Raw genomic sequence first — 22,263 nt, 5'->3', positions numbered from 1 at the left:
CGGGGCAGGGCGAGGCTAGGGGCGGTGAGTTAGCCGCCGGTTATGCTCCGTGCGGCCGGCCCGGTCGCCGGGCACCGGCGCCCGCCCCTCCTCCAGGGAGAGCGCGAAGAGCCGTACGAGCGGGTGGAACAGGTAGCAGGGCTGCCCCCACTCGTCCGCGCCGCTGACCTCCAGCAGGGCCGCGTCGGCGAGCGCCTCCAGCAGCCGCTCGGCCTCGGCCTCCGGCAGGTCCAGCGCCGTCGCCGCCTCGGCGGCCGGGAACGGCTCCGGGCCCAGCGCGGCCAGCGCCGGGAACACCGCCCGCACCTCGGGCTCCAGCGCGCGCCAGGACGGCAGCAGGGAGGTGTGCACGTCCATGTCGCCCGAGTGCAGCTCCCGCAGCCGGGTGACGGGGTCCGCCAGCCGGCGGGCGAGCCGGTCGGGGGTGCAGTGCGGCCGGGCCGCGATCCGGGTACCGACGATCCGCAGCGCCAGCGGCAGGCCCGCGCAGTGCTCGACGATCGCGGAGGCGGCGCGGGGAGCGCCCGCCACCCGGGCCGGGCCTGCGGCCGCGGCGAGCAGCTCCAGGGAGTCCCGCGGCTCCAGGGGCCCGAGGGCCACGGTGTGCGCTCCGGCCACGGTGGGCAGGGCCGTACGCCCGGTCACCAGCACGGCCGGCTCCGGGGTGTTGGGCAGCAGCGGACCGAGCTGGGCGGCCCCCGAGGCGTTGTCCAGCACGATGAGCAGCTGCCTGCCCCGGGTCCGCTCCCGGTAGAGGCGCACCAGCTGGTCCTGGTCGTCGGTGACCGGTACGTCGTCCATCGGGCCGAGCGCCCGCAGCAGACGGCGCAGCACCCGGGCCGGGTGCCGCGGCGTGCCGTCCGCGGCGCGCAGGTCGGCGTACAACTGGCCGTCGGGGAAGTGCCGCTGGCAGCGGTGGGCCGCGTGGACGGCCAGAGCGGTCTTGCCCAGCCCCGCCATGCCGGTGACCAGGACCCGGCGGGGCCGTCCGGCGCCCTGCCCGTCGGGGGCCAGGGCGCGGCACACCAGCTCCAGCTCCGGCCCCCGCCCCGTGAAGTCGACGGTGTCCGGGGGCAGCATGGCCGGAGTCCCGGCCGACGGTCCGGCGGCCCGCGGCCGGGCGCCCGCCCGTACGGCCGGGGCGGAGCCCGGCCACCGGTCGAGCGTCCCGTCCAGCAGCGCCCGGTAGGTGGCCCGGAGTTCCTCGCCGGGATTGACCCCGAGCTCGTCCGCGAGCACCGCCCGGCCGTGGTGGTACAGGTGGATGGCGTCCGCCTGCCGCCCGGACCGGCACAGGGCCGTCATCAGCTGGCACCGGATGCGCTCGCGCAGCGGGAACTCGGCGACGAGACCGGTCAGTTCACCGGTGATCTGCTCGTGCCGGCCGAGGGCCAGGTCCGCGGCGATGCGGTGCTCCAGGGTCACGGCCCGCGCCTCCGTCAGCCGCGGGGCCTCGGCGTCGGCGAGGTATTCCGTGGCGTTCGCGAAGGGCTGCCCGTTCCACCGGGCCAGGGCGTCGCGCAGCAGCTCACCGGCACGTGCGAAGTCCTCTTTGACCAGTGCCTCGCGGCCGCCGAGCGCCAGCTTCTCGAATTCGTTCAGGTCGACGGTCGCATTACCGATGCTCATGGCATATCCCGGCGGTCTGCGATCGATCATTACTTCGTCGCCGAGAATCTTGCGCAGGCGCGAAATATAGGTGTAGAGCTGTGCGCTGACGGTGGCCGGGGGTGCCCAGCCCCACAGCAGCCGGCACAGCCGCTCGTCCGACACGACCTCTTCGCGGGCCAGGAGGAGCGCCGCGAGCACGGTGTGCAGCTTCGCCCCGGAGAACGCGACCCGGTGGCCGTCCCGCCGTACCTCTACTGGCCCGAGCACTCGGAATTCCATGTACCGCCCCATCCGTGATTCCTGAGAAGAATCTTCGAACGAAGCTAGAGGAGTCCGTTGTCCCCTCGATATCGTGTCGATTTCGCGGGGGGCTCGGGTCACGAAATCGATGGAACACGGAAGAGAAAGGAGCCGTCCCTACTGTTCCATTCGTGCCGCAGCAAGCGGTGCAGAGATGATCCACCGAGAGGGGAATCCGAGATGCGCAGCACCCGGACGGCGAAGACGACGGCCGCTTGCCTGGTCGTTCTTGCGGGGATGTTCGTGGGCACCGGGGCCGCCTCGGCCGGCACGGCGCAGGCCGGCACCAGCGTCCAGGCGGACGACATGCCCTGGGGCGTCGTCAAGCCGCTGCACCCCTCGCACCCGGGCTCCGCCGGCACGAACGGCGACATGCCCTGGGGCTGACCGCCCGCCGGCCCCCCACCCACGCCCCGCTCCGCTCCGCCGCACCACGGCAGAAGGGCACCACCGCACCCTTGCGGATCCGCACCACCGCACAACCGCACCACCGCAGCCCCGCAACGTCCGCGCATTTCGCAGCGGCGGCCCGATCCGTACCGGACGGGCGTCAGTTCGCCGGATGCGCCAGCAGCTCCGTCAGTTCCGCCGGAGTGAAGGAACGATGCGGCAGCCCTCCGGGCCCCCCACCGCCCGGTGCCTCCTCACCCCCCGCATCCTGCACGGCCGCCAGCAGCCGGCCCGCCTGCGCCCGCCAGGGCTGCGCGCCGACCTCGCCGAAGCCGGCACAGGCCCGCCGGAACCTCTCCGCCGCCTCCCCGCAGCGGCCCCCCAGCGCGTCCACGCACCCGAGGTCCGTCTCCACCCGGGCGTACAGGAACCGGTCCGCCAGCTCGTCAGTGATCTCCAGGGCCTGCCGCAGCGTGTCCCCCGCCGCCTGCAGCAGGCCCTGGCTCCACTGCGTCTGCCCGAGGCCCCGCAGCGCGTGGGCCTCACCGACCCGGTCGCCCTCCCCGCGGGTCAGCCGCAGCACCGCACCGAAGGCCTCGGCCGCCTCGCCGAGATCCCCCGCGCGCAGCCGCACCTCGGCCAGCCGGTACACGCTCTGGGCCTCCGCCCGCACCGAGCCGGTACGCCGGCTGAGCGCCACCGCCTCCTCCGCCAGCGGCAGCGCGCCGCCCACGTTGCCCCGGTCCAGCTCGATCTGCGCCTGGAAGCCCAGCAGATGGGCCTCGTTCCCGATGTCCCCGGACTCGTGGAAACCGCTGAGCGCCGCCTCGCAGTACTCCAGCGCCCGCCCCCAGTCGCCCTGGAACCGCGCGCACATCGCCAGGTTCCGCTGGGCGAGCGCCGCCCCGCCCAGGTCACCGGTGTTGCGCAGCAGCCGCAGCGCGGCCATGTTCCAGCCCTCGGCCTGCTCGTAGCGCCGCTGGTAGATCGCCAGCGACCCCAGGAGCCGCAGCATCGTCGCCTCGCCCGGCTCGTCGCCGGCCCGCCGGGCCGAGGCCAGGGCCAGCTCGGCGCTGCGCTGCCAGTCCTCCAGGTAGTTCTTCGTCTCGAAGTGCGGCACCGCGCTCTCGGTCAGCATCCAGGCGTAGCCGGCCCGGCCCGTCTCCGCCGCCTGCGCCACCACGTCGGTCACCGCCGTGCGCTCCGACTCGAACCAGTCCATCGGCGAGCCCAGCAGCTCGTCGGCGAGCTCGCCCAGGAAGCCGGGGGCGGGCGCGGCCGCCCGGCCCACCGGGAAGTCCCGTCCGTCGATCCGCCGGTGGGCCTCCTCGGCCAGCCAGAGCCAGGCGCCGAAGGCCCGCTCCAGCGCGGCGTCCGTCTCCCCCTCCGGCTCGTCCGACTCCGCCCGCTCCCGGGCGAACAGCCGCAGCAGGTCCTGGAAGCGGTAGCGGGCCGCTCGGCCCGGCGCCGCCTCGGCCACCTCCAGCAGCTGGGCGTCGACCAGGTGGTCGATCAGCTCCTCCGCGTGCCACACGCTGGTGTCCAGCACGGCCGCCCCCGCCCACGCGGCGAAGTCCGCCGTGCGCAGCAGCCCGAGGCGCCGGTACATCCGGGCCGCCTCCGCCGGCAGGTCCCGGTAGGTCAGCCGGAAGCCGGCGCGCACCCCGCCCTCGCCCGGGCTCAGCACGTCGAGCCGGGACCGGTGGTCGCGCAGCCGTTCCACCAGGCTGCGCACGCTCAGGTTGGGCTTTGCCGCCAGCCGAGCGCCGGCGATCCGCAGCGCCAGCGGCAGGCAGTCACACAGTGCGCCGAGCTGCTCCACCGCCACCGGGTCGCTGCCGAACCGGTCCGCCCCGGCGAGTTTGATCAGCAGGGCCGTCGCCTCGGTCGGCTCCAGCATCCGCAGCCGGATGCTGAGCGCCGTGTAGTCCCCGGTCAGGTCGCCCAGGTTCTCCCGGCTGGTGGCCAGCACCACGCTGCGTCCGCCGCCGGGCAGCAGGGGTCTGAGCTGGTGGAAGGAGCGTACGTTGTCCAGGACGATCAGCGTCTTGCGGGTGCTGAGCAGGCTCCGGAAGAGCGAGGCCCGCTCGTCGGGATCGGCCGGGACCTGGGGTGCGGCGATCCCGAGGGCGCGCAGGAAGCGGTCGAGCACGGCGGCGGGGGACACCGGCGCCTGCTCCTCGTCGTAGCCGCGCAGATCGGCGAAGAGCTGGCCGTCGGGGAACTGGTCCGCGACCTGGCTCGCCCAGTGCACCGCCAGCGCCGTCTTGCCCACGCCGCCCACGCCCACGATCGTCGCCAGCGCCGGGGTGTGGGGGCTGTACGGCTCCTTCAGCAGCCGGTCCAGCGAGGCCATCTCGCGCTGCCGCCCGGTGAACGCCATGACGCCCGCGGGTAGTTGCGCCGGGATCGTGTGCACGGCGGCCGGCGCGGGGGCGACCACGGCCGGGGGGCGGGTCAGTTCCGGCGAGTCCCGCAGGATCAGGTCGTGCAACTGCCGCAGCCCCGGACCGGGTTCGATCCCGAGCTGCTCGGTCAGTAACCGGCGGCCGGCCAGGAACACGTCGAGGGCCTCGGCCCGCTGGCCCGAGCGGTAGAGGGCCAGCATGAGGTGCTCGCGGCACTGCTCACGCAGCGGGTGCCGCGCCACCAGCTCGGTGAGTTCACCGGTGAGTGCGCGGTGGCGGCCCAGCTGGAGCATCAGCCCCGCGCGCTCCTCGATGAGCGTGAGCCTCGTCTGTTCCAGCCGCGTCGCCTCCGCCTCCAGACGGGAGCCGGGCGTCTCGTCGAGGGCCGAGCCCCGCCAGATGCTCAGCGCCTCCTCGAACAGCGTGCACGCCTCTTCGGTGCGGCCGTGCCGGGCGGCGTCGCGGCCCTGGTCGGCCCGCTCCAGGAACTCCTGGACGTCGATGCGGTGCTCGCCCTTGGCCAGCAGGTAGCCCGGGGGAGAGGTGATCAGCAGATCGGTCACCCCGGCCTGCTTGAAGGTCTTGCGCAGGGTGGCCACGCAGATGGCGATCTGGTTCCGCGCCGTCGCGGGAGGAGAATCCGGCCAGACGGCGTCCACCAGGGTGTCCACCGAGACGACGCGGTCCGCATAGAGAACCAGCATCGCGAGGACCGTCGCCTGGCGCCGGCCGTTGATGCGCAAGGGGCCGTCATCGGCCTGGACGAGCAGCGGCCCCAGCAGTCTGAAGACAAACCGATTCAACAGGTCCCCCGGCCTTTGAAACCCCCGCGCGTCAGGCGCGAACGGTACCGCAAAGACGATTCCTCGGTGGAGTCAACTCTTGGGAAAACCGTCGGCTGTTTCAGGCCGCCTTGTCCGTATGGCGTGAGGGCCGCGCCGGCTCCTCACGGAGAGTCGCCGGTGCCGACCGAGGACAGCGCGCCCGACAGTCCCCGAATGATCTCGGCCGTTCGCCGCACCTCCTCCTCGCCGCCCAGGCTCTCGCACAGGTGCCGGGCCGATTCGGCCAGACTGGAGTCGATCTCCCGCTTCGCGGCCGCGCCCCGCTCGGTGGCGGCGAGCAGTTTCGCCCGCCGGTGCGCCGGATTGTCCAGGTAGACCGCCAGCCCCTGCCGTACGAGCAGGTCGGCTATGCGCTGCACGCTCTGCCGGGTGGTCCCCACCCGCCGGGCCACCTCGGAAACCGACAGGGACTCGTCGGCCACCGTGCTCAGGACCTGCCAGCGCGCCGCGCTCAGACCCGACGACAGCGCCAGCCGGTCGACGGCCGCGGTGAACCGGCCGTTCAGACGGAAGACGGCCACGGCGGCCCGGCTGAACGCCTCGGCCTCCCCGGACTCCGCTGTACGCGTCAACGCCGGTCCCCTTCCGTACGTCTTCCGGGTCGCTGCACGATAACAGCGCGTGGTCACGCGCACGAGAGCCGTGCGGAGCCGGAGCGGAGGTAGCGGGCCGGGCTGGTCCGTTGGCAGTCCCATGGCCGCCAAAACTTCCCAGTAAGTGTGCCAATGGCCTTGGTCATCGAGGTCGAGTTGAGCCAGTGGGCCCTCAGGTGCTTATCTGTGGCGTATCCATGTACTTACGGCGCCGCGCAGCGCCGGACGGCAACGAGGCCGTTTCCGGAGCGCGGCGCCTTCGCCGTGCCCGTCCGCCGCCCACCACCCCCGGGCGGCGCCGGCCCGGCGCGCACCACTCCAGGGGGGCGGCACACCGCTGTGAAGAGGATGTTCGTAGCTCCGGATCCGGGGCGTCTGAGGCTCAGGAACGCGGCCCGCGCGGTGATCGGCGTCGGCGCCGCCGTCGCCCTCGCCGAACTGTGCGGTCTCTCCCTGACCGCCTCCATCACCGGCGGACTCGCGGCCCTGCTCGCGCTCTTCACCGTCACCGATCCGACCGTGCGCCGCCAGGCCGTCACCACCGCCCTCCTGCCCGCCGCCGGATTCCCGGTCCTGGCCCTGGCCACCGCCCTGCACGGGGTGACCCCGCTCCGGGACGCCGCTTTCGTCCTCGTCGTCTTCTGCGGCGTCTACGCCCGCCGATGGGGCCCGCGCGGACACGCGCTCGGCATCTTCGCGTTCATGAACTTCTTCATCACGCAGTTCCTGCACGCACTGCCCGCCCAGCTCCCCGAGCTGTACGCCGCCGTCGGGCTGGCCCTGGCCGCGTCCGCCGCGGTGCGGTTCCTGCTCTGGCCCATCGAGCGGCGCACCCCGCCGCCCGCCGCCCCCGCGCCGCTGCCCGGCCGGGGCCTGGCCAGGCACACCACCCGCCAGGCCTTCCAGGCGACCGCCGCCTGCGCCGTCGCCCTCGCCGTCGGCCAAGTGCTCTCCGAGGACCGCTGGTACTGGGCGGTCGGCACCGCCTGGTGGATCTTCGTCAACACCGCATCACGCGGCGAGACGCTGGTCCGCGGCTTCCGCCGGGTGCTGGGCACCGTCGTCGGCGTGGCCGCCGGTGTACTGATCGCCCTCCCGCTGGACGGCGCCCCCCTGCCCACCGCCCTCCTCGTCGCCGCCTGCGTCTTCGGGATCTTCTACACGGCCGCCGTCTCGTACAGCTGGATGATCCTGGCGGTCACCCTGATGGCCGGGCTGCTCTACGGCCTCCTGGGCGTGCTCGACCCCGGCCTGCTCGTGCTGCGCCTGGAGGAGACGGCCGTCGGCGCCGCCTGTGCCGCGCTGGCCGTCGTCCTCGTCCTGCCCGTCACCACCCACGCCACGAACGACGCCTGGATCCAGCGCGCCCTGCACTGTGTGCACGCGGCCACCGCTCAGGCCACCGCCCGCCTCGCCGGCTCCCCGACCGCCGATCCCGCCCCGCACGCCGCGGAGCTGGAGACCCTGCTGGCCCGGGTCCGGATGGCGCTCGCGCCGCTGGTCCACCCGCTCAGCCCGTTCCGCGCGCGCAAGGCCCGCGCCGGCCAGGTCATCGCCCTGCTGGACGACTGCGCCCGCGAGGTGCGCGGCCTGGTGACCGTCGCCGCCGACCCGGACGCCGGCCACGACGCCCGCCTCGCCGCCGCCTGCTGGCGCGTCGAGGCGGCGGTACAGGCGCTGACCGCGGGCGAGCGGGAACTCGAAGGACCCGCGGCGGCGGGCACCACCGCCGCGCCCGCCGGCACGGCCGAGCCCGCGCTCGCCCACCTCCAGGGCCTGGAGCGGGCCCTCACCGAACTGGCCACCCCGCTGGGCAGCGACCCGAAGGCGCCGTTCGTCATCAGCGCCTGAGCAGCCCGCCCCAGGCCGCCCGCCCCGCGGGCGGCCGGCCGGGGCTGTGCACCACCCCCAGGGCCTGGGTGGCCCGGGTCAGCGCCACGTACAGGTCGCTCGGCTCGAACTCGGCCGGCTCCACCACGAGCACCGTGTCGAACTCCAGCCCCTTGGCCTGCCGCGGATCCAGCAGGACGACCTTCTGGGTCAGATCGGGCTCCGCGCCCTCCCGTGCCCCCGGCAGAACGGCCGCCAGCGCCGCGTGCCGCTCCCGCGGCGCGATCACCGCGAGCCGCCCCTCGGCCGGCCGGTCCCGCTCCACGGCCTCCGCGACCGCCCCGGCGAGGTCCGCGGCCGCCCGCGCCCACGGCCGCACCCCGGTGGCCCGGACCGACCGCGGCGGCTCGAAGCCGGGATCGCGCATCCGCAGCACGGCCGCCGCCACCTCCATGATCTCGGCCGGCGTGCGGTAGTTGACCTCGAGCCGGACCAGCTCCCAGCGCGCGCCGACGTAGGGCGACAGGATCCGCTCCCAGGACCCGCAGCCCGCCTCGTCACCGGTCTGCGCCGGATCCCCGACCAGCGTCATCGAACGGGTCGGGCAGCGGCGCATCAGCAGCCGCCACGCCATCTCCGACAGCTCCTGCGCCTCGTCCACGATGACGTGCCCGAAGGCCCAGGTGCGGTCGGCCGCGGCACGCTCGGCGGTGCTGCGGTGGTCTGCCTCCTCGTGGCGCTCCGCCATCCGCTCGGCGTCGATGATGTCGTGCGCCGCGAGGTACTCGTTCTCCTCGTCCTCGAACTCGTACGACTGCGAACCCGCGGACACGTCCAGCACCCCCTGCGCGTAGGCGATGCGCCGCTGCCGCTGCCGCTCCTCGGCGGCGCGCAGCGCGCTGTCGTCCTCGCCGAGCAGCTCGGCCGCCTCGTCCAGGAGCGGTACGTCGGCCGGGGTCCAGTCGGGCCGGGCCGAGGGCGCACGCCGGATCAGCCGGACCTCGTCCGCGGGCAGGTGCGTGGGGTCCGCCAGGAAGTCGGCGATCAGCCGCTGCGGGGTGAGGGAGGGCCACAGCGAGTCGATGGCCGCGTGCACGGCGCGGCTCGTCGCGATCTCCTTGCCGAGCTGGGCGACGTCGTCCGGGCCGAGCAGGTTCGGACCGCCGTACGGATCGGCGCCGAGGCGGTCGGCGAGCTGCGCGGTGAGCGCGTCGATGATCCGGAAGGCGAAGGCCGGACGCGCCTGGTTGTGCGGCAGTCCGGTGGCCCGGGCCCGGTCCCGCGCCTCGTGGGCCATCGTGCGGTCCAGCAGCAGGGTCCCGTAGTCGTCGTGGTCGATCTCCAGCGCGGCCTCGGGGACGGTGTCGTACTCCTCGCCGGTGTCCGCCGGCACGTGTTCCGGCAGGCGCTGCCGGTCGGCCACGACCCGGGCGAGGACCTGCGCCATCGAGGCGCGGCCCTTCACGGCGGCGGCCCCGGGGCGGTCGGTGCCGGTGGCGTGGACCCCGGGGAACAGCTCGCCGGGGGTGGACAGCAGCACTCCCGTCTCGCCGAGCGCCGGCAGCACCCCGCCGATGTAGCCCAGGAAGGCCGGGCCCGGGCCCACGATCAGCACCCCGCGCTTGGCGAGCAGCTCGCGGTGGGCGTACAGCAGGTACGCCGCGCGGTGCAGCGCGACCGCGGTCTTGCCGGTGCCGGGCCCGCCCTCGACGACCAGCACCCCGCGGTGCGTGGAGCGGATGACCCGGTCCTGTTCGGCCTGGATGGTCCGCACGATGTCGTGCATGCGGCCGGTCCGGGCGGCATCGAGCGCGGCCAGCAGCACGGCGTCCGCGTCGGCGCCCTCGTGGCCGGTGCGCTCCGCGTCGGTCAGGTCGAGGATCTCGTCGTGCAGGGCCGTGACCACCCGGCCCCGGCTGCTGATGTGCCGGCGGCGGCGCAGCCCCATGGGGGTGTGCCCGGTGGCGAGGTAGAAGGGGCGGGCGGCCTCGGCCCGCCAGTCCAGGACCAGCGGGGTGCGTTCCGTGTCGTCGGCGCGGATCCCGATGCGGCCGATGTGGTGGTCGCCGCCGTCGGAGAACTCCAGACGCCCGAAACAGAGGCCGTTCTCACCGGCATTCAGGGCGGACAGCAGACCGGACTGCTCGGCCACCAGGACATCGCGCTCCAGGCGCGCCTGAAAACCGGTTCCGACGTCCCGCAACGCCCCTTCGACCGCCTGTTCGGCCTGGTCGCGCAGGTCGTCGAGGCGCCGATAGAGATCGGTGATGAATTGCTGCTCTTTCCGGAATTCCTCGGTTGACAATTGCACTCCTGCCGCGATAGAGTGTCCTCGTAATCTTTTCGCGCCTCGCTCGAAGTGAAGTCGCGAAATCATCAATATACGCCTTCCGCTCCCTCGGCAACGAATTCGGCCGGGGGATTTTTTGCGTACGGTGGATCTCATGACCACCGCACACGGCCCGGCCGACGGAATCGTCTACCGCCTCGCCCGCCCCGAGGACGCGGGCGCCATCGAGGCCCTGGACAGTTCCTTCACCACCCCCACCGTCTTCGAGGCGACCGCCTCCGGCGACGGCTGGGGCTTCCTGCTCCGCGAGGTCCCCGTGGACCCGCCCGTACGCAAGGTGTTCCCGCCGGAGGAACACGACGAGCAGGGGTTCGCCGGCGCCCGCGGCCCCGACGTGGACGCGGACGCGCGCACCTTCGTGGCCCTCGACGGCGACGAGCTGTGCGGGTTCGCCGCCGTCGGCTACGCCGCGTGGAACCGGCGGCTGACCATCGAGGACATCGAGGTCGCGCCCGGCCACCGGGGCCGCGGGATCGGCAGCGCCCTGATGGAGCGTGCCGCCGCATTCGCCCGCGAGCGGGGAGCGGAGCACCTCTGGCTGGAGGTCAGCTCGGTCAACGCCCCCGCCGTGCACGCCTACCGGCGCATGGGATTCACCTTCTGCGGCCTCGACACCGCCCTCTACGGCGGCACGCCCTCCGCGGGCGAGCAGGCGCTGTTCATGAGCCGCCCCTGCCGCTGACGCGCAGGAGCCGCGCACGCTTGCCGCGCACCCCGGGCGCGGGGGCGCCCGACACTCCGTCAGTTCCCCGAACGCGCCGGATCGTACGCGTTCACGCCCCCTGCCCGCAGCCCGATCCATGAGGACCACCCGGAGGAGTGTTCCGGGAGCCCATGCCGCACGCCGCTGACCTGCGGCAGGTACAACGGGTAATTGTTTACTGCACATTCATCCGGCACGTACAGGGTGGATCTGGTCGGACAGGGGGTAACCCGCCGGAATGGAAATTCTTCAACAGCGCTCCACCACCGCACAGGTGTGGCAGGCGGCCGAGGAGTTCATCCGACTCTTCCACCGGGAGAACGCCGGCGCGGGTGACCCGCGCGCCCGGCTCGCCGTCGTGAGGGCGGAGCTCGCGGACACCGGTACCTACGTGCACACGCCCGCGGAGCTGGTCCACGGAGCGCGCGTGGCCTGGCGCAACAGCAACCGCTGCATAGGCAGGCTCTACTGGAACTCGCTGCGGGTCCGCGACCGCCGAGGGCTCACCGACGCCGACGCGATCGCCGCCGAGTGCTTCGACCACCTGCGCGAGGCCACGAACGGCGGCCGCGTCAGGCCCACCATCACCGTCTTCGCCCCCGAGACCCCGGACCGGCCGGGGCCGGTGATCTGGAGCGAGCAGCTCGTCAGGTACGCCGGCTACGGCGACCACCCCTCCATAACCGTCGGCGACGCCCGCAACGCCCCGCTGACCGGGGCCCTTCTGCAGCTCGGCTGGTCCGGCGGCGCCGGTACCCCCTTCGACCTCCTCCCCCTGGTGGTCCAGGGGGTCGACGACAAGCCCCGGTGGTTCGACACCCCCGCGGACGCCGTACTGGAGGTGCCGATCGACCACCCCGACGGCGACGGCTGGGCCGACTGGCGCCTGCGCTGGCACGCCGTACCCGCCATCTCCAACATGTGCCTGGAGATCGGCGGCATCCACTACCCGGCCGCCCCCTTCAACGGCTGGTACATGGGCACCGAGATCGGCGCGCGCAACCTCGCCGACACCGACCGCTACAACCTTCTGCCCGCCGTCGCCCGCCGCCTGGGCCTGGACACCTCCAGCGACCGCTCCCTGTGGAAGGACCGCGCCCTCGTCGAGCTCAACCGGGCCGTCCTGCACTCCTTCGACCGTGCCGGGGTCACCATCGCCGACCACCACAGCGAGTCCCGCCGCTTCCTCTCCCACATGGAACGGGAGGAGCGCAAGGGGCGCGAGGTGGGCGCGGACTGGTCATGGATCGTGCCGCCGATCTCCGGCTCCGCCACCCCGGTCTTCCACCGCACCTACGAGGACCGCCCCAGCAGCACGGCCTACGTCCACCACCCCGGCGCGCAGGAACGGGCCCAGGGGCGGGACTTGGTCTAGACCTTCTGTTACCGTCGGCTCCGGACGGATCCGACAGCGGTGAGAGGGGTTTCCTGTGGGCGGCGCTGACAGCAAGGACCCAAGCGGCGAACACCGGGCCTACATCGGCTCCTTCACCTCGGGGGGCGGCCGCGGTGTGACCATCGCGGCCGTGGAACCGACGACCGGGGCGCTGACCCCGCTCTCGGTCGCCACCGCCGAGGATCCGTCGTACCTCGCCCTCGCCCGGGACACCGGCCTCCTCTACGCGGTGAGCGAGACCGAGCGGGGCGAGGTCGCCGCCTTCCGGCCCACCGCCGGGGGCCTCGCCCCACAGGGCGCCCCCGTGCGCGTCGGCGGCTCCGGCCCCACCCACGTCAGCGTCGCCGGCCGCCGCCTCTTCACGGCCAACTACACCTCGGGCAGCGTCAGCAGCATCGCGCTGGCCGCCGACGGCAGCCCGGCCGGACCGGCCCGCGTCCTCCCGCACCGGGGCTCCGGCCCCGACACCGCACGGCAGGCGGGTCCGCACGCCCATCAGGTGCTGCCCGACCCGACCGGCCGCTGGGTGCTCAGCGTGGACCTCGGCACAGACTCGGTACGGGTCTGTGTGCCGGACGCGGTCACGGGCGAGCTGCGGGTGCATGCCGAGACGCCGCTGCGCGCCGGGACGGGGCCGCGCCACCTGGCCTTCCACCCGGGGGGCGGCGCCGTCTACGTTCTGCACGAGCTGGAGCCGCAGGTGACCGTCTGCCGCTGGAACGGCGCATCGGGGCACCTGCAACCGGTCAGCGAGGTTCCGGTCGCCTCCTCGGGGGCTTCAGGCCCCGTACGGGCGTACCCCTCGGCGGTCGTGGCCGCGCCCGACGGGCGGTTCGTCTGGGCGGCCGTCCGCGGGGCCGACGTGATCGTCACCCTGTCGCTCGCCGACGGCCCCGGGAAACCGCGGCTCACCGGCACCGTCGACTGCGGCGGCACATGGCCCCGGGACCTCACCGCGGACGCCGCGGGGAGCCGCCTCTACGCGGCCAACGAGCACTCGGGCGACGTCACCTGGTTCGACGTGGACCCGCTGACCGGCCAGCCCCATCGGGCGGGCTCGCTGGCCGTGCCCGCCGCCACCTGCGTGGTCCTCGGCTGACCGGACCCGGTCGGGGTCCGCGAAGTTCCGCCTGCGCGGCGCGGTCCGGCACGCTCCCGAGGCCCGGACGACGCGAAGGCCCCCGCCCACCGGGGAAACCGGTGTCGGCGGGGGCCTTCGCGTCGTATCGGGCGGATCAGCGCGCAGGGGAGCCCTGGGGGATCCCCAGAGCCGCGGTGTACTGCGCGACGGCCAGCTTGCCGAGTGCCGGGTAGGCGCCGAGCACCTCGGCGGTGGCGCAGTCGGCCTCCTTGCAGGCGGTGTCCAGCAACCCGTCCGCGGCCTCCGGGCCGATCAGGTACGGGGCGAGCGCGAGCTGCGTGGAGCCCTCGCGGCGCAGCTGCTCGGCGACCGCGGCCACCGAGCCCTCCTGGTCCAGCGCGGCGGCCTGGACGGGCACGGCGAGCCGGGCGGCGAGCAGCATGCCCGTGATCCCGGCGGCCTGTACGGCCTCCTCGCCACCGGTGGTCGCCAGGACGATGCCGTCGGCGGCGGTGGTCACGGTGAAGAGGCGGGCGCGGTCGGCGCGGGCCAGGCCGGCTTCGGAGAGGCGCACGTGCAGGCCCTCGGCCAACAGCGGGTGCGGGCCGAGGACGTCGGCCAGTTCGGCGGCGGCGGAGGAGTCCATCAGCGCCTGGCGCATCCGGCGCAGCAGGTCGCTGTCCGGACCGGCCAGCAGCGGGACGACCACCGCGTCCGGGCCGGTCTGCTCGGGCACCTCGTGGCCGGCGGCGCGCGCGAACTCCGCACGCGCGGTCCGGTCGGCCGCGATGGCACTCAGCACGCCGGACAGGGACGGGAACTCGGAGGCGTCGTCACCCTCGAGGAAACCGATGCGGGCGTCGAGGCCCGGCAGCTCGGAGCGGCCGATGCTGATGATCTCTTCCGCCAGCCCCCGCGAGGCGGCAGAGGGCCCACCGGGCACGGCGAGCACCAGCGCGGGCGCGCCCTCGGGCGCCGCCGCGGGCTCGGGCCGGCGGTGCCGTCCGGTCGGGCGGGGTCGCGGCATTCGTACGGGCAGGCCATTTGCGGGGCCAGTGGGGGAGCTCATGGCGCCGCATGCTACTGGCTTATCGGAACAAGGTGTTCGGGCAGGGCCTTCTCGTGCCGCATCTGTCCGTATTTATCCGTTGAATTGCAGATACGCTCAACTGACGGACGGCAAGCGCCAGTCCACAGGCTGTGAACCCTGGCGCACCAGCAGCTCGTTCGTCCTGCTGAACGGCCGCGACCCGAAGAATCCGTAATCCGCCGACTTGGGGGAGGGGTGCGAGGACTCCACCACCGGCAGGTCACCGAGGAGGGGCCGCAGGTTGCGGGCCGCCCGGCCCCACAGGATGGAGACCAGCGGCTTGCCCCGGGCGGCCAGGGCCCGGATCGCCTGGTCGGTGACCGCCTCCCAGCCCTTGCCCTGGTGCGCGTTCGACCGGCGGGGCGCCGTCGTGAGCGAACGGTTGAGCAGCAGCACGCCCTGCCGGGTCCACGGGGTGAGGTCGCCGTTCGCGGGCCGGCCGGTCCCCATGTCCCGGTGCATCTCCAGGAAGATGTTGTCCAGGCTCGGCGGCACCGGCCGCACGTCGGGCGCCACCGAGAAGGACAGGCCCACCGCGTGCCCCGGGGTGGGGTACGGGTCCTGGCCGACGATGAGGACCTTGACCTCGTCGAAGGGCTGCTGGAAGGCGCGCAGCACATTGGCCCCGGCGGGGACGTACGTCCTCCCCGCCGCGATCTCGGCTCGCAGGAAGTCGCCCATCGCGGCGATCTGCGTCGCCACCGGCTCCAGAGCACGGGCCCAGCCCGGCTCGACGATCTCGTTCAACGGTCGTGCTGCCACGGTGGATCACTCTACTGGCCGATCGTCGCCGCCCGCACGCACAGGACGTCGGGCAGGTGCTCGGCGAGCAACTGCCAGCTGTCGCCGTCGTCGTGGCTGGCGTACAGCTCGCCGTTGCGGTTGCCGAAGTAGACGCCCGCCGGGTCCGCGTCGTCCGTGCAGAGCGCGTCGCGGAGCACCGTGCCGTAGTGGTCGGAGTCCGGCAGCCCGCGCGTCAGCGGCTCCCAGGTGGCGCCCGCGTCCTCGGTACGGAAGACCCGGCACCGGTGGTCGGCCGGGACCCGGTCGGAATCGGCGTTGAGCGGGAAGACGTAGGCCGTGTCCGGCCGGTGCGGGTGGGCCGCCACCGCGAAGCCGAAGTCGGAGGGCAGCCCGCCGCCGATGTCGGTCCAGCGGGCCCCCGCGTCGTCGCTGCGGTAGACGCCCCAGTGGTTCTGCAGGTACAGCCGGTCCGTGTCGCCTGCGTCCCGGGCGATCTTGTGCACGCACTGGCCGAACTCGGGGTTCGGATCCGGCAGGAACACCGCCGACACCCCCCGGTTGGACGGCTCCCAGCTGGCCCCGCCGTCCTTGGTCCGGAACACCCCGGCGGTGGAGACGGCCACGGTCACCGCGTCCGGGTCGCGGGGATCGGTGATCACCGTGTGCAGTCCCTCGCCACCGCCGCCCGGGACCCACTTGCCGCGGCTCGGGTGCTCCCACAGGGGGCGGACCAGCTCGAAGGACTCGCCCCGGTCCGTCGAACGGAACAGCGCGGCCGGTTCCGTCCCCGCGTACACCACGTCAGGAGCCTCGGTCCCGGCCGGCTGGAGCTGCCAGACCCGTTCCAGCGAGGCCCCCGTGTCCTGGGGGAATTTCACGGCCGCCCTGGCCGGTTCCCTCCAAGTCGCCCCCAGGTCGTCGGAGCTGAAGACGGACGGACCCCAGTGGGTGCTGTCCCCGCCGACCAGGAGCCGCGGGGCCGGCCCCCGCCGGTCGACGGCGACCGCGTATACGGCCTGGGCGTTGAAGTGGGGCCCGTCGAACTCCCACGGCCCGTCGCCGCGGCGGCGGCCGATGAACAGTCCCTTGCGGGTTCCCACGAGCAGCAGTACGTCGGCCATGGCCGGCACCTCCGGACCTCGTCGCCTTCTTCGCGGAGCATCTTTCCGGCCAGTCTGCACCCGCCCACCGACAGAGGCCCGGCGGGCGCGGCGCAGCTCACATCGGATGATCTATACCGATCATTTACCACTCGGAAATGATTGCGCCTTGCATAGGGGTGTTCGCGATGGGTTGACTTCAAGCCACTGCTTGCCGCACGTGAGAGGACGTATGTGGCCACCGAGCACCTGTCTCCGCTCGACCTCGCCTTCTGGCGGATGGAAACCGCCGACCACCCCATGCACCTGGGCGCCCTCGCCGTCTTCCGCGCCGCCGGACACCCCGGCTCCGGCGACGGGCACGCCGCAGAGCGCGCCGCCGCGCTCCTGGCCGCACGCTGCGCCGCCGTGCCCGGCCTGCGCCGCCGGATCCGGGACGTACTGCTGCCACTCGGCGCGGCCGCATGGTCGCCGGACCCCGGCTTCGACCCGGCACGGCACGTCTTCCTCGTCCGCACGGACCGCACCCGCGTGCACGAGCTCGCCGGGCCGCTGATGGCCCGTCCGCTGGACCGGGAGCTGCCGCCGTGGGAGGCGCACGTGCTGGCCGGGCCGGATCCGGACACCTTCGCCGTGCTCTTCAAGTTCCACCACGCCCTCGCCGACGGCCTGGGCGCCCTCGCCCTCGCGGCGGCACTGTTCGACGAGGTCCCCGGGCCGCGGGCGCCCGTGCGCCCGGTCCCCGGACAGCGGGCCGGCTCCGTCCTGAGCCGTCTCCCCGGAGCCCTGGCCGCCCGGGTCCAGGGCGTCGGCCAGGCCCTGGAGATCGGCGCCGCCATGGCCCGCGGCGGACTGCCGCTCGGGGTCCCGGCCGCGCTGACGGCCGACCCGGCCGGCGCGGGCACCCGTACCGTCGCCGGTCTCGCCCTCGACCTGGACGAGGTCAACCTGATCCGCAAGGGGGCCGGCGGCACCGTCAACGACGTGCTGATCACCCTGGTCGCGGGCGCCCTGCGGCGCTGGCTGGCGGAACGCGGCGACCCCGAACCCCTGGGGGCCGGGCCGCGGGCCCTGATCCCCGTGTCCCGCCGCCGCGGGCCCCGGGGCGGCGCAGGCGCCGGGAACCGGCTCTCCGGCTACCTGCTCCGGCTGCCGCTGGCCGAGCCCGACGCGCTGCGCCGGCTGGACCACGTACGCGCCGGCATGGACCGCAACAAGGACGCCGGACCGGCCCGGGGCGCGGGAGCCGTCGCCCTCCTCGCCGACCACGTCCACCCCCTCGGCCACCGGCTCGGCGGCCCCCTCGTCGCCCAGGCGGCCCGGCTGCTCTACGACATCCTCGTCACCAGCGTCCCCCTGCCCGGCCTCACCTTCTCCCTCGGCGGCAGCCGGGTCCACGAGGTCTACCCGCTCGCCCCGCTGGCCCGCGGCCAGTCCCTTGCGATCGCCGTCTCCACCTACAAGGGGACCGTGCACTACGGGCTGGTCGCCGACGCGGCAGCCGTTCCGGACCTGGCGGCGCTGGCGGGCGCGCTGCGCGCGGAGCTCGACGCACTTGTACGGGAGGTCTCGTAGTACGAGAGGATTCGTAGTATGGTGATCCTCGTACTTAGCCGCCGATCCCGGCGCGCCCGGTGACCTCTGGAGAGCCCCGATGAGTGCTGCCCCCGCCGTACCCGCCGCTTTCGCCGCCCTGTTCGAGCCGTACACCCTGCGATCGGTCACCGTCCCGAACCGGGTGTGGATGGCCGCGATGTGCCAGTACAGCGCCGAGGCCTTCGGGCCGGACGCCGGTGTCGCCCACGACTGGCACTTCGCCCACTACGCCGCCCGCGCGGTCGGCGGCACCGGCCTGATCATCCAGGAGGCCACCGCGGTCTCCCCGGAGGGCCGGATCTCCCCGTACGACCTCGGCATCTGGAACGACACCCAGGTCGAGGCCCTGCGCCGGATCACCGGCTTCCTCAAGGCCCGGGGAACCGTCCCGGGCATCCAGATCGCCCACGCCGGCCGCAAGGCGTCCACCGACCGGACCTGGAAGGGAGGCGCACCCGTCGGCACCGACGCGCACGGCTGGCAGCCGGTCGCCCCCAGCGCCGTGCCGTTCGCCGAGAGCCACCCGGTGCCCCACGAGCTGACGGCCGATGAGATCGCCGAGATCGCCGGGCAGTTCGCGGCCGCGGCGGAGCGGGCGCTCGCCGCCGGCTACGAGGTCGTCGAGATCCACGGAGCCCACGGCTACCTCATCGGGGAGTTCCTCTCCCCGCACAGCAACAGGCGCACCGACGCCTACGGCGGCTCCTTCGAGAACCGGACCCGCTTCGCCCTCCAGGTCGTGGACGCCGTCCGGGCGGTGTGGCCCGAGGAGCTCCCGCTGTTCTTCCGCATCTCCGCCACCGACTGGCTGGAGGACGAGGGCTGGACCGCCGACGAGACCGTGCGTCTGGCCCGGCTCCTGGAGGAACACGGCGTGGACCTCCTCGACGTCTCCACCGGCGGCCTCGCCCCCGGGGTGGACATCCCGCTCGGCCCCGGCTACCAGGTGCCGTTCGCCGCCCGGGTGAAGGCCGAGACGACCCTCCCCGTGGCCGCCGTCGGCCTGATCACCGAGCCGGAGCAGGCCGAGAAGATCCTGGCCAACGGCGAGGCCGACGCGGTCCTGCTGGGCCGCGAGCTGCTGCGCGACCCGTACTGGGCCCGGCGCGCGGCCGATGAGCTGGGCGCGGAGATCCGTACGCCCGAGCAGTACCACCGATCCTGGTGACGGCGCTGCGGCCGCGGCCCGGAGCCGCGGCCGCACCATGCGTTCCCGCCGATTTCCCCGAGCCCCACGTCTCCTTCGACGACTCTCGTACCATGGGGGCTCGGGACCAAGCCGAGTGAGCGGAGCAGGGACATGACGGATCGGGACACCTCCCGCACCCTGGCCCACCCGGAGGCGGCCGAGATCCGCCTGGAGGGCGTGCTGCACGCCCTCTCCGACCCGGTGCGGCTCTCCATCGTCCTGGACCTGGCCGGCTCGGCGGACGACCTGGCCTGCTCGCACTTCGACCTGCCGGTCACGAAGTCCACGACTACCCACCACTTCCGCGTCCTGCGGGAGAGCGGCGTCGTTCGCCAGGCCTACCGGGGCACCACCAAGCTCAACGCCCTGCGCCGGGACGACCTCGAGGCGCTCTTCCCCGGCCTCCTCGACAGCATCCTGACGGCGGCCGCGGCCGAGTCGTCCCGGCTCACCCGCGTGACGACCGGCGCCTGACGCCCCACCGGGGCCGGCGAGATCCGGAAGCCGGGCCCTGGCCCGTGCCGCCCTTACTCCTGCCCGCGGAGTCCCGCCTGCCCGGCGCGCCCGCCCCTTCGGGTGGCCGGCGCCGCTTTGCGGACCCTCCCGTAAGGGGGGGTGTCTCTCGCCGATCACGCCGGCCCCGCGGCGCCCGGCGTGATCCAAAGACACCCAAGGGCTGTCCCGTCGTCCCCGGCGGGCCCATGACGACTGCCACGGCACCCCGCCGCGCTGTCGGAACTCCTGGATACGCCCGGCATCAGGACGCTCCCCCGCCTTGCGGCGCACCGCATCTGACGCCGCGCGCTGGTCCACCCGCCTTGCGATCGTACGCACCAGGCCCCGCCGGCCCCGCCCCTCGGGCGGCCGACGCTACTGTGACGACACTCCCCAGCCCGTGCCCCGCAGCCCGGCCGCGCCCAACAGGCCCGGCCAGTCCGGGATCTTGACCGAGCGGCGGCCCAGGGAGCGTCCCAGGTCCGCCTCGGCCGACTCGATGGCCAGCCAGCCCGGCCACTCCACCGGGCTCAGGCCCGCCGCGCGCAGGGCGTCCAGCGGGTCCCCGGGCAGCTCGCGACGGGCCAGCGCCCCCGCGTCCTGGAGCAGCGAGGACGCGGTCTCCTTCGCGCAGGGGCGGTTCGTTCCGATCACCCCGGTCGGGCCCCGCTTGATCCAGCCCGCCACGTACTCGCCGACCGAGGCACGGCCCGCGCGCAGCACCCGTCCCGCCGCGTGCGGAACCGTGCCCTTCGCCGGGTCGAAGGGCAGCCCGGGCAGGGGCACGCCCATGTACCCCACCGAGCGCAGTACCAGTTGCGCCTCGACGTCCTCGTGGACACCCGTCCCCGTCACCCCGCCGCGGCCGTCGGGGGCGGTCCGCTCGAAGCGCACCCCGGCGACCCGCCCGTCGGGCCCGCCGAGGATCTCCACGGGGCGCAGGTAGAACCGCAGCGCGATGCGGCGCGTCCCCTCGGCCGGAGCCTGCCCGGCCCAGCCGCGCAGCACCTCCAGATTGCGCCGCGCCACCGCCGGCAGCGCGGCGGCCGCGCCCGGATCGGCGTACAGGGGGTCCAGCGCCAGCTCGGTCGGGTCCGCCCAGGCGTCCACGCCCGGCAGCGTGCCCAGCTCCCGCAGCTCCTTGGTGGTGAACTTGCCCTGCGACGGCCCGCGGCGGGCCACCATCGACACCCTGCGCACCCCGCTGTCCGCGAGCGCGCCGAGCGCCGGCTGCGGCATGTCCGTCGGGGCCAGCTCGGCCGGGCCGCGGGCCAGGATCCGGGTCACGTCCACCGCGACGTTGCCCGCCCCGACCACCACAGCCGCGTCGGCCCCGGGCAGGTCGAAGACCTCGGCGGCGGCGTCCGGGTGCCCGCTGTACCAGGACACGAAAGCCGTTGCGGAGTGCACCCCGGCCAGTTCCTCACCGGGGATCCCCAGCATCCGGTCCCGCGCCGCGCCCACGCAGTACACGACCGCGTGGTACAGGTCCAGCAGCCGCTCCGCGGGCAGGGCGGGCCCGCCGACCTCGATGTTCCCGAGGAAGCGGATCCGCTCGTCCTGAAGGACGGTGCGCAGGCTGCCCTGCAGTGACTTGATCTTCTCGTGGTCCGGCGCGACCCCGTAGCGCACGAGCCCGTACGGGGCGGGGAGCCGGTCCAGTACGTCCACCCGCACACCCGGCACCTCGCGCTGCTGGACCAGCGTCTGGGCCGCGTAGACCCCGCTGGGGCCCGATCCGACGACGGCGACACGAAGCACGGCGGAGCTCCTCCCGCAGGTGGTCCCAGCATGACACCGGCCCTGGCGTCAGTCAGCCCATCGCGCGCATCCGGTGGATCTCGGCGCTCTGGGTGGCCACCACCTCGTTGGCCATCTCCTCGACGGCCAGGTTGTTCCCGCCGGCCAGCGCCTCGCCCGCCATCGTCAGGGCCCCCTCGTGGTGAGCGGTCATCAGGGTGAGGAAGAGCCGGTCGAAGTCGGCGCCCCTGGCGTCGGTGAGTTCCTTGAGCTGCTGTTCGGTCGCCATGCCCGGCATCGAACCGTGGTCCTGGGCATGGCCGTGGCCGTGACCGGTGGAGGGTCCGCCGGTGCCCGCCGACGGTGCCGGGTGGCGGGCCAGCCACTTCTGCATCGCGCCGATTTCGGGCTTCTGGGCGGCCGTGATCCGCTCGGCGAGCCGCTTGACCGGATCGGCCGAGGCCCGCTCGGGTGCCAGCGCGCTCATCGTCAGCGCCTGCCGGTGGTGTTCGATCATCCGCTGCACGTAGGAGTGGTCGGCGGCGTTCGGGCTGTCGTCGGGTTTCGCCTTGGCGGCCTGTTCGGGGGTGAGGGTGCGTGACTTCTCGCCCGGTCGGCCCGGCGCGACGATCGGGGCCCGCCCGTCGTCGGCCCGGTCCGCCCCGTCGTCCTGGCAGGCGGTGAGTGTCAGCAGGAGGCCGGCGGTCGCCATCGCCGCGGCGAACCGGAGGGGCCGCAGGGTCGAGGCCTCGCGGCCCCGGGGGTCTTTTGCCATGTCCATGAAGGGAAGATACTGCCGGGG

At 74.1% G+C, this 22,263-nt stretch carries 17 protein-coding genes; 8 read left to right on the top strand and 9 right to left on the bottom strand.

From position 1 onward, the window contains the following. Nucleotides 1–15: 15 nt before the first annotated feature. The gene (locus tag ACZ3X1_RS26930; RefSeq protein WP_356811364.1) at nt 16–1,890 is read right to left on the bottom strand and encodes an AfsR/SARP family transcriptional regulator; all 1,875 of its coding nucleotides are present in this window, start codon (nt 1,888–1,890) and stop codon (nt 16–18) included. Nucleotides 1,891–2,091: 201 nt separating this feature from the next. On the opposite strand from ACZ3X1_RS26930, the gene ACZ3X1_RS26925 reads away from it, so the two are divergent. Further along, on the top strand, nt 2,092–2,298 hold the full coding sequence (locus tag ACZ3X1_RS26925; protein WP_356811363.1) for a hypothetical protein: 207 nt from the start codon (nt 2,092–2,094) through the stop codon (nt 2,296–2,298). 163 nt (nt 2,299–2,461) lie between these two features. On the opposite strand, the gene ACZ3X1_RS26920 is transcribed toward ACZ3X1_RS26925, so the two are convergent. Both ACZ3X1_RS26920 and ACZ3X1_RS26915 read right to left on the bottom strand, forming a co-directional pair. Beyond that, nucleotides 2,462–5,512, bottom strand: coding sequence for an AfsR/SARP family transcriptional regulator (locus tag ACZ3X1_RS26920; RefSeq protein ID WP_467281240.1), 3,051 nt, complete (start codon nt 5,510–5,512; stop codon nt 2,462–2,464). 143 nt (nt 5,513–5,655) lie between these two features. After that, a complete protein-coding gene (locus tag ACZ3X1_RS26915; protein WP_467281238.1) occupies nt 5,656–6,126 on the bottom strand; it encodes a MarR family winged helix-turn-helix transcriptional regulator in 471 nt (156 codons plus the stop codon). 369 nt (nt 6,127–6,495) lie between these two features. Between ACZ3X1_RS26915 and ACZ3X1_RS26910 the strand changes: the two genes are divergently transcribed. Beyond that, the gene (locus ACZ3X1_RS26910) at nt 6,496–7,998 is read left to right on the top strand and encodes an FUSC family protein (protein ID WP_356811360.1); all 1,503 of its coding nucleotides are present in this window, start codon (nt 6,496–6,498) and stop codon (nt 7,996–7,998) included. Here the strand turns inward: ACZ3X1_RS26910 and ACZ3X1_RS26905 are convergent. Next, a complete protein-coding gene (locus ACZ3X1_RS26905; protein ID WP_467281236.1) occupies nt 7,988–10,282 on the bottom strand; it encodes a HelD family protein in 2,295 nt (764 codons plus the stop codon). The two genes, ACZ3X1_RS26910 and ACZ3X1_RS26905, sit on opposite strands and share 11 nt — an antisense overlap. 139 nt (nt 10,283–10,421) lie before the next feature. On the opposite strand from ACZ3X1_RS26905, the gene ACZ3X1_RS26900 reads away from it, so the two are divergent. The 3 genes from ACZ3X1_RS26900 to ACZ3X1_RS26890 all read left to right on the top strand — a co-directional run bounded on the left by ACZ3X1_RS26900 (nt 10,422) and on the right by ACZ3X1_RS26890 (nt 13,525). Next, a complete protein-coding gene (locus ACZ3X1_RS26900; RefSeq protein WP_356811358.1) occupies nt 10,422–11,009 on the top strand; it encodes a GNAT family N-acetyltransferase in 588 nt (195 codons plus the stop codon). 259 nt (nt 11,010–11,268) lie between these two features. Beyond that, nucleotides 11,269–12,405, top strand: a complete 1,137-nt coding sequence (locus tag ACZ3X1_RS26895; RefSeq protein WP_356811357.1) for a nitric oxide synthase oxygenase — start codon at nt 11,269–11,271, stop codon at nt 12,403–12,405. A 55-nt stretch (nt 12,406–12,460) separates the two neighbouring features. Further along, the gene (locus ACZ3X1_RS26890) at nt 12,461–13,525 is read left to right on the top strand and encodes a lactonase family protein (protein WP_467281234.1); all 1,065 of its coding nucleotides are present in this window, start codon (nt 12,461–12,463) and stop codon (nt 13,523–13,525) included. A gap of 136 nt (nt 13,526–13,661) precedes the next feature. On the opposite strand, the gene ACZ3X1_RS26885 is transcribed toward ACZ3X1_RS26890, so the two are convergent. The 3 genes from ACZ3X1_RS26885 to ACZ3X1_RS26875 form a co-directional block, all read right to left on the bottom strand. Continuing rightward, nucleotides 13,662–14,576 (bottom strand): sirohydrochlorin chelatase, encoded by a 915-nt coding sequence (locus tag ACZ3X1_RS26885; RefSeq protein WP_356811355.1) that lies wholly within the window; start codon nt 14,574–14,576, stop codon nt 13,662–13,664. Between the two features lie 96 nt (nt 14,577–14,672). Continuing rightward, complete coding sequence (locus ACZ3X1_RS26880) at nt 14,673–15,359, bottom strand: uracil-DNA glycosylase (RefSeq protein ID WP_356811354.1); 687 nt, start codon at nt 15,357–15,359, stop codon at nt 14,673–14,675. 11 nt (nt 15,360–15,370) lie between these two features. Continuing rightward, nucleotides 15,371–16,462 (bottom strand): WD40/YVTN/BNR-like repeat-containing protein, encoded by a 1,092-nt coding sequence (locus ACZ3X1_RS26875; protein WP_356811353.1) that lies wholly within the window; start codon nt 16,460–16,462, stop codon nt 15,371–15,373. A 213-nt stretch (nt 16,463–16,675) separates the two neighbouring features. Here ACZ3X1_RS26875 and ACZ3X1_RS26870 point away from each other — a divergent pair, with 213 nt between their 5' ends. The 3 genes from ACZ3X1_RS26870 (at nt 16,676) to ACZ3X1_RS26860 (ending at nt 19,700) form a co-directional block, all read left to right on the top strand. Beyond that, a complete protein-coding gene (locus ACZ3X1_RS26870; RefSeq protein ID WP_362624281.1) occupies nt 16,676–18,016 on the top strand; it encodes a wax ester/triacylglycerol synthase family O-acyltransferase in 1,341 nt (446 codons plus the stop codon). A gap of 79 nt (nt 18,017–18,095) precedes the next feature. After that, the gene (locus ACZ3X1_RS26865) at nt 18,096–19,205 is read left to right on the top strand and encodes an NADH:flavin oxidoreductase/NADH oxidase (RefSeq protein WP_356811351.1); all 1,110 of its coding nucleotides are present in this window, start codon (nt 18,096–18,098) and stop codon (nt 19,203–19,205) included. Nucleotides 19,206–19,337: 132 nt separating this feature from the next. After that, nucleotides 19,338–19,700 carry an ArsR/SmtB family transcription factor gene (locus tag ACZ3X1_RS26860; RefSeq protein ID WP_356811350.1) on the top strand — a complete coding sequence of 121 codons (363 nt, stop codon included), beginning with the start codon at nt 19,338–19,340 and terminating at the stop codon, nt 19,698–19,700. 396 nt (nt 19,701–20,096) lie between these two features. Here the strand turns inward: ACZ3X1_RS26860 and ACZ3X1_RS26855 are convergent, their stop codons facing one another. Both ACZ3X1_RS26855 and ACZ3X1_RS26850 read right to left on the bottom strand, forming a co-directional pair. Continuing rightward, nucleotides 20,097–21,482 (bottom strand): FAD-dependent oxidoreductase, encoded by a 1,386-nt coding sequence (locus tag ACZ3X1_RS26855; RefSeq protein ID WP_390076772.1) that lies wholly within the window; start codon nt 21,480–21,482, stop codon nt 20,097–20,099. Between the two features lie 52 nt (nt 21,483–21,534). Then, the gene (locus ACZ3X1_RS26850; protein WP_467281230.1) at nt 21,535–22,242 is read right to left on the bottom strand and encodes a DUF305 domain-containing protein; all 708 of its coding nucleotides are present in this window, start codon (nt 22,240–22,242) and stop codon (nt 21,535–21,537) included. Between the last annotated feature and the right edge of the window lie 21 nt (nt 22,243–22,263).

It is taken from the genome of Streptomyces sp. NPDC023541 (assembly GCF_055559995.1).
This window is presented reverse-complemented; position numbering and strand designations above follow the sequence as displayed.